At 54.7% G+C, this 6315-nt stretch carries 9 protein-coding genes; all 9 read left to right on the plus strand.

The genetic code is table 11. The features are described from left to right. The first annotated feature begins 54 nt into the window (after window positions 1–54). On the plus strand, window positions 55–363 hold the full coding sequence (locus C1A02_RS13175) for a BMC domain-containing protein (RefSeq protein ID WP_101698717.1): 309 nt from the start codon (window positions 55–57) through the stop codon (window positions 361–363). Continuing rightward, the gene (locus C1A02_RS13180; RefSeq protein WP_101698710.1) at window positions 357–623 is read left to right on the plus strand and encodes a EutN/CcmL family microcompartment protein; all 267 of its coding nucleotides are present in this window, start codon (window positions 357–359) and stop codon (window positions 621–623) included. Before C1A02_RS13175 ends, C1A02_RS13180 begins: the two co-directional genes overlap by 7 nt. A gap of 12 nt (window positions 624–635) precedes the next feature. Next, window positions 636–1964, plus strand: coding sequence for a 4Fe-4S dicluster domain-containing protein (locus C1A02_RS13185; protein ID WP_101698711.1), 1329 nt, complete (start codon window positions 636–638; stop codon window positions 1962–1964). A gap of 1 nt (window position 1965) precedes the next feature. Continuing rightward, window positions 1966–2514 carry a BMC domain-containing protein gene (locus tag C1A02_RS13190; RefSeq protein WP_101698712.1) on the plus strand — a complete coding sequence of 183 codons (549 nt, stop codon included), beginning with the start codon at window positions 1966–1968 and terminating at the stop codon, window positions 2512–2514. 73 nt (window positions 2515–2587) lie between these two features. Next, window positions 2588–3235, plus strand: a complete 648-nt coding sequence (locus tag C1A02_RS13195) for a EutQ-related cupin domain-containing protein (protein WP_101698713.1) — start codon at window positions 2588–2590, stop codon at window positions 3233–3235. A 23-nt stretch (window positions 3236–3258) separates the two neighbouring features. Next, the gene (locus C1A02_RS13200) at window positions 3259–3939 is read left to right on the plus strand and encodes a BMC domain-containing protein (RefSeq protein ID WP_101698714.1); all 681 of its coding nucleotides are present in this window, start codon (window positions 3259–3261) and stop codon (window positions 3937–3939) included. A 30-nt stretch (window positions 3940–3969) separates the two neighbouring features. Continuing rightward, window positions 3970–5487: an acetaldehyde dehydrogenase (acetylating) gene (locus C1A02_RS13205; protein WP_101698715.1), complete on the plus strand. Its 1518-nt coding sequence runs from the start codon at window positions 3970–3972 to the stop codon at window positions 5485–5487. Continuing rightward, a complete protein-coding gene (locus C1A02_RS13210) occupies window positions 5488–6138 on the plus strand; it encodes a phosphate propanoyltransferase (protein WP_101698716.1) in 651 nt (216 codons plus the stop codon). Between the two features lie 19 nt (window positions 6139–6157). Further along, the coding region (locus tag C1A02_RS13215) for a BMC domain-containing protein (RefSeq protein ID WP_129588177.1) at window positions 6158–6315 on the plus strand (158 nt) is incomplete at its 3' end.

Genomic DNA, 6315 nt, shown 5'->3' on the forward strand with positions numbered 1-6315 from the left:
TGGGGATCGCGCTTGGGTGCGGGAAAGAGCGGATGTGACAGAAAGGACAGAACCATGGATTACCGAATCATTAAATCGCCCACAGCGGGAACGCTGGATATTCTGGCGCGGCGCACGGGAATCACTCAGGATGCAGAGTGCCGGCAGGCCGCGGCGGTGGGGCTGGTACAGGGAAAAATGATTGAAATGATCGTCGCCGCCGACATCGCGGAAAAAGCGGTGGGGGTCACCGTTCGGGATGTGCGGGGGAGCTGTCCGCAGAACATGATTCTGATTGCGATTTTTGGGGATACCGCTTCGGTGGAATCTGCCATGCAGGAAATCCGCAGAAAGATGCAGGAAGAGGGAGGCTATGTATGCTGACAGCAAAGCTCATAGATAACATCTGGGCCACCAGAAAAGCAGATTCGCTCAATGGCTTCAAGTTCATGCTGGCCGAGGTAATCGGCGGCAAAAGCGAAGGCGAACGCCTGGTGGTGGTAGACAACATCAGCGCGGGAATCGGTGACCGTGTCATTGTCACCACCGGTTCCTCGGCGCGGCGGATGTTGGGCGACGACAATATCCCCGTGGATGCGGTAGTGGTCGGAATCATCGACAAGGACTGCAGCTTCGGGGAATAAGGGGGAAGATGGATGAGCCTTTTGGAAGAGGTGAAGTGGGCCGGGGTCATCGGCGCAGGCGGCGCCGGATTTCCAACCCATGTGAAGCTGGAAGCCAAAGCGGAATACATACTGCTCAATGGGGCGGAATGCGAGCCGCTGCTGCGGGTGGATCAGCAGCTGATGGCGTTGTATTCAGATGAAATCATCCGCGGGTTTGCAGCGGCGGGCCGGCAGGTTGGGGCGCAAAAAGCTTTGATGGGGATTAAGGGGAAACACCGTGAGGTAATCCGGCAGATGCGGGAACGAATTGCCGCATTGGGGCAAGAGGAGTTTGTTTCGGTGAAGGAACTACCGGACGTGTATCCCGCCGGGGACGAACAGTTTCTGGTGCACGCGCTAACCGGCCGGGTGGTTCCGGAAGCGGGCATTCCCATTCAGGTGGGCTGTGTGGTGGTCAACTCTGAAACCGCACTGAATATCTACCACGCGTCCCAGGGCAAACCGGTGACGGAAAAATATCTGACGGTCACAGGGGATGTTCCCCGGCGGCTGACGGTAAAGGTTCCTGTGGGAACCCCCATACTGGATGTGCTGCGCCTGAGCGGAATCGAAGACTTTGAAGAGTACGCCGTCATCGACGGCGGCCCCATGATGGGGCCGGTACTGCAAAACCTGAACGGCTTCATTACCAAGAAAAACAAAGGATTTGTGATTCTGAAGAAAAAGCACCCCCTCATCCGAAAGAAAACCGTAAAGCCGGAGCAGGCCAAACGCATCAACCGTTCCTCCTGCGAACAGTGTCGGATGTGTACGGATTTGTGTCCCCGGTATCTGCTGGGTCACAACATGCAGCCCCACAAAATGATGCGCTCCGTAGCCTATTCTTTGGAAAATACCGAAGAGCAGAAAATGGCTTTTCTCTGCTGTCAGTGCAATCTGTGTGAACTGTTCTCCTGTCCCGCAGGACTGTACCCCAAAGCCGCCAATCTTTCCATTAAGCAGCGGCTGATAGAGCAGAAAATCCGGTATCAGACCGAGAAAACGGAGTTTTCGCCCCGAACGGTTCGGGAGCATCGCCTGATTCCCAGCAAACGGCTGATTGCCCGGCTGGGGTTGCACGACTTTGACCAGCCGGCGCCCATGACGGCCATCGCACTTCATCCGGCGCAGTTCTCTTTTTCCATGAGCCAGCATGTGGGTGCACCCTGCACCCCGGCGGTCACGGTGGGCCAGCATGTGCAGGCGGGGGAACCGGTGGGTCAAGTGCCCCAGAGCAGTTTGGGCGCGGCGGTTCATGCAAGTATTTCCGGCACCGTGACCGAGTGTCAAAGCGGCGCCGTTGTAATAAAGGGGGACTGAAATGTCGAATGCAATTGGTATGGTGGAGTTCATCAGCATTGCTCGCGGTATTTACGCGGCGGATCAAATGGTGAAAATCTCAGATGTGGAAATTACGACAGCATCTTCGGTCTGTCCCGGAAAATACATCGCCATTGTTCACGGCGATGTGGCGGCGGTGCAGGATTCGGTGCGGGTCGGCGAAGAATGTGCGGGGGAATATCTGGTGGATTCGATTGTAATTCCCAATGTCTGTCCCGCAGTGTTCCCGGCCATCTGCGGCGCGGTGATGCCCGACCGGGTGCAGGCGCTGGGGATTATGGAATCCTTTTCCCTGTCCACCATGATCATCGCGGCGGATGCGATTTTGAAATCGGCGGATTTGCAGCCGCTGGAATTGCGCTTGGGCAACGGCTTGGGCGGGAAAGCCTTTTTCACCTTCACGGGTGATGTGGCGGCAGTGGAAACCGGCGTGAACGCGGGACGGGAAATTGCCGAAGACAAGGGGCTTTTGGTCAATGCGGTGATCATTCCTTCGCCTTCGGATCGGCTGATTCCCAGTCTGCTTTAAACAGAGAATTACTTTTGTTTTACGATAGAAAACACATGATGCAAATTGCGAAAAACAGAAAGGGGGTGAAGGCATGAAGAAATTGGTTACCATGAAAGATGTGGAGGAATCTTTGCAGCAGGGTAAAAAAGTGGTTGTGATTGATTCTAACACGATTGTGACTCCGGCGGCCATGGATTTTGCCAAGGAATCCGGAGTGGAATTTTCTACCCATGCCAGCTGTGAAAACATGTGCCGGACAGAAAGTGATTCGGGCGGGAGCATTGACAGTGAATTGATTTACCGGGCCCTGAAAAGCCTGATGGAAAAAGGGCTGCTGCAAGACGTGATAGACGCCATATCCGGCCGCAAATACGCGGAAGACCGGGACAATAGCGGCCTGAAAGTGGTTCGCGGCGATTCCGTGAAGCTGGATCCGTTTGATACGGGCAATCCCAATGGAAACGTTCAGTATCAGGAGCTGGTCAGCAAAGAAGAGTCGAAGATGAGCGCAGGGTTTCTGGTGATTGAAAACTCCCGTTTTGACTGGAACCTGACCTATGAGGAAATCGACTATGTGATTGAGGGAACATTGAACGTTACCATCAACGGAAAGACGTATACCGCCAAGGCGGGCGATGTTCTGTTTGTTCCGTCGGGCTCTCAGGTGGTTTGGGGTTCGCCCGACAAGGCCAGAATTTTCTATACCACATATCCCGCCAATTGGCCAGACCTTTTGTAGCGGTGGGGAGGAGGATGTAACAGATGCAGGCGCTTGGCTTGATAGAAACCAAAGGGCTTTTGGCTGCCATTGAAGGCACTGACGTAATGCTGAAAACAGCGGCAGTGGAATTGGTGGAAAAAACCTTTGTAGGAGGCGGCCTTGTCTCCATTGTGGTGACGGGGGATGTGGGCGCGGTAAAGGCGGCGGTGGAAGCCGGCGCAGCCGCGGTGACACAGATTGACCCTTCGCTTTTGATTTCCCAGCATGTGATGCCGCGCCCCCACCAGGAATTGGCCGGCATTGTGGGAAAAGCGGAAGAACCCGACCCCACGCCGCCGGAGGAACCCACGGCACAGGCGGAACCGGAATTAGAAACAGAACCGGAAGCCGCACAGGAAAATCCGGAGCCGGAAGCCCCGGCAGACCCATCTGATTCTTTGGAGCTGCCGCAGGAAATGGCGGCGGCAGAAGCAGAGCAGATGCACAAAAGTGAAATTGACAGCGCAGTCCGTCAAAACGGGATAGAAGGGGCCTTGGAACTGCTCCGGCAGCTTCGGGTTGTGAAGCTTCGCAACCTGGCTCGGGAATATCAGGGAATGGGGCTTTCCGGCCGGCAGATTTCAAAGGCCGACAAAGGGAAGCTGATGACTGAATTCCGGCGGTACTACGAACAAAAGGAGCAGGAAAATGAAGGCAACGAACACAACGAATCCAACGAATAGAGGATAATTACAGAAAGGAGGAATCACGACTTGGAAAACTTTGATTACGATTTGCGTTCTGTTCAGGAAGTGCGGAATTTGGCTCATGCGGGGAAAATCGCTGCGAACCAGATTGCCGACTTCTCAGAAGAAAAGATTAATCGAATTCTGCGCAGCATGGTAAAGGCTGCCCAGGAAAATGCCGTTAGCCTGGCAAAGATGGCCGTGGAAGAAACCGGATTTGGAAAAGTGGAGGATAAAACCTACAAAAACCATATGGCTTCCGTGGTGCTGTACGACGCCATCCGCGACATGAAAACCATCGGTGTGATTCAGGAAGATGTAGATGCAAAATTGATTGACATAGCGGAGCCGGTGGGCCTGATTATGGGAATTGTCCCTTCGACCAACCCGACTTCCACGGCAATCTATAAATCGATGATTGCCATTAAGTCCCGCAACGCCATTGTATTTTCTCCGCATCCCTCGGCAGCCAAGTGCACCGGGCTGGCAGCGAAGATTATGCACGAGGCGGCGGTGGCGGCAGGGGCTCCTGCCAACATCATCGGCTGCATCTCGATGCCGTCGATGCCGGCCACCAACGAGCTGATGCACAGCCCCGAGGTCAGCATGATCATCGCCACCGGCGGCCCTGCCATGGTGAAGGCGGCCTACAGTGCCGGAAAACCGGCCTTGGGCGTGGGTGCGGGCAACTGCCCGGCGTACATTGAAAAAACAGCCAATGTGCAGCAGGCGGTCAAGAACATCATGGCCAGCAAAACCTTCGATTACGGCACCATCTGCGCTTCCGAGCAGTCCATTGTGGTGGAAGAAAGCAACTGCCGGCAGGTTGTTGACGAGCTGACAAAGCAGGGCGGCTACTTCATGAATCCGGAAGAAACCAAAAAGGTGTGCGCACTTCTGTTTAAGAACGGCCACGCCATGAACGCCAAATTTGTGGGACGCTCTCCTCAGGTCATTGCGGCGGCAGCGGGAATCACCATTCCCGAAGGAACCAAAGTGCTCATCGGCGAGCAGCAGGGCGTGGGCCCCGGCTATCCGCTGTCCTATGAAAAGCTGACTTCTGTTTTAGCGTTCTATCGGGTGCAGGATTGGACCGAAGCATGCGATCTTTGCATCAAGCTGCTTCAGAACGGAATTGGCCACAGCATGAGCCTTCACACCGAAGACCGGGATATGGTGCTGAAATTTGCCCAGAAACCGGCTTCCCGCATCATGGTTAACACCGGAAGCACCCAGGGCGGCACCGGCGCCAGCACCTCTCTTCTGCCGGCCTTTACACTGGGCTGTGGCACTTGGGGCGGAAGCTCTGTTTCTGAAAACGTGGGCCCCCAGCACCTGATTAACATCAAGCGTGTGGCTTACGGCATCAAAGATTGCAGCACACTGGCGTCGGCAGACCCCACCTTTCACTATCCGGAACTCAGCGGCGGCTGCGCATGCAGCAGCCCGGCATCCCGCCCTGAGGGAAGCAATCTTCTGCAAAACGATGAGGCACTTCGCAAGCTGGTGGCCGAATTCATAGACGCTATGAAAGGGGCCAAATAAATGGATGTCTATGAAAAGGCACTGAAGATATTTTTAGAAGCCGTTCAGGATCATCTGGCGGAAAGTGCGGCAAAAGAAAAGCCCACGGATCTTCCGGTGGGGGTTTCCAACCGTCACCTTCACCTGTCCCAAGAGGATTTAGACCGCCTGTTTGGTTTGGGCTATCAGCTGACCCCCATCAAGGATTTGTCGCAGCCCGGCCAGTTTGCCTGCAAAGAGATGGTCACCATCTGCGGGCCCAAAGGAGCCATTGAAAAGGTTCGGATTTTGGGCCCCGTGCGCAGCAAGACCCAGGTGGAAATTCTTGCCGGAGACTGCTTCAAGCTGGGCGTTGTGTGCCCGGCCCGGCTTTCCGGGGAGTTGCAGGGAACCCCAGGGATCACCATCATTGGTCCCAAAGGCTCTGTTCAAACAGAAGAAGGGCTGATGATAGCCCAAAGACATATTCATATGACGCCGGAAGACGCCGCAGATTTTCAGGTGAAAGACGGCCAGACCGTTTCGATTGAAGTGCCTGGCCCCCGCGGCGGTATATACGGCAATGTAGCTATCCGGGTGACTCGCGCATCTGCTTTGGAATGCCATGTGGACACAGACGAAGCAAATGCGATGGGCATAAATGCAAAAACCAGAATCAAAATCATCAAATAATTCTTAGGAGGATTTTCACATGAAATACGATGCATTGGGTTTAATTGAGACAAAAGGTTTAGTAGGTTCCATCGAAGCAGCCGACGCCATGGTAAAGGCAGCAAACGTTTACCTGATCGGCAAAGAGCACGTGGGCGGCGGTTTGGTAACCGTGATGGTCAGAGGCGACGTTGGCGC

The organism is Clostridium minihomine (genome assembly GCF_900240385.1).
In the GTDB taxonomy this organism is placed as follows: domain Bacteria; phylum Bacillota; class Clostridia; order Oscillospirales; family Acutalibacteraceae; genus Faecalispora; species Faecalispora minihomine.

What these genes read in the sequence shown, in the direction of transcription:
- C1A02_RS13175 (WP_101698717.1), top strand. Translation starts at nt 55, where the DNA reads ATGGATTACCGAATCATTAAATCGCCCACAGCGGGAACGCTGGATATT.
- C1A02_RS13180 (WP_101698710.1), top strand. Translation starts at nt 357, where the DNA reads ATGCTGACAGCAAAGCTCATAGATAACATCTGGGCCACCAGAAAAGCA.
- C1A02_RS13185 (WP_101698711.1), top strand. Translation starts at nt 636, where the DNA reads ATGAGCCTTTTGGAAGAGGTGAAGTGGGCCGGGGTCATCGGCGCAGGC.
- C1A02_RS13190 (WP_101698712.1), top strand. Translation starts at nt 1,966, where the DNA reads ATGTCGAATGCAATTGGTATGGTGGAGTTCATCAGCATTGCTCGCGGT.
- C1A02_RS13195 (WP_101698713.1), top strand. Translation starts at nt 2,588, where the DNA reads ATGAAGAAATTGGTTACCATGAAAGATGTGGAGGAATCTTTGCAGCAG.
- C1A02_RS13200 (WP_101698714.1), top strand. Translation starts at nt 3,259, where the DNA reads ATGCAGGCGCTTGGCTTGATAGAAACCAAAGGGCTTTTGGCTGCCATT.
- C1A02_RS13210 (WP_101698716.1), top strand. Translation starts at nt 5,488, where the DNA reads ATGGATGTCTATGAAAAGGCACTGAAGATATTTTTAGAAGCCGTTCAG.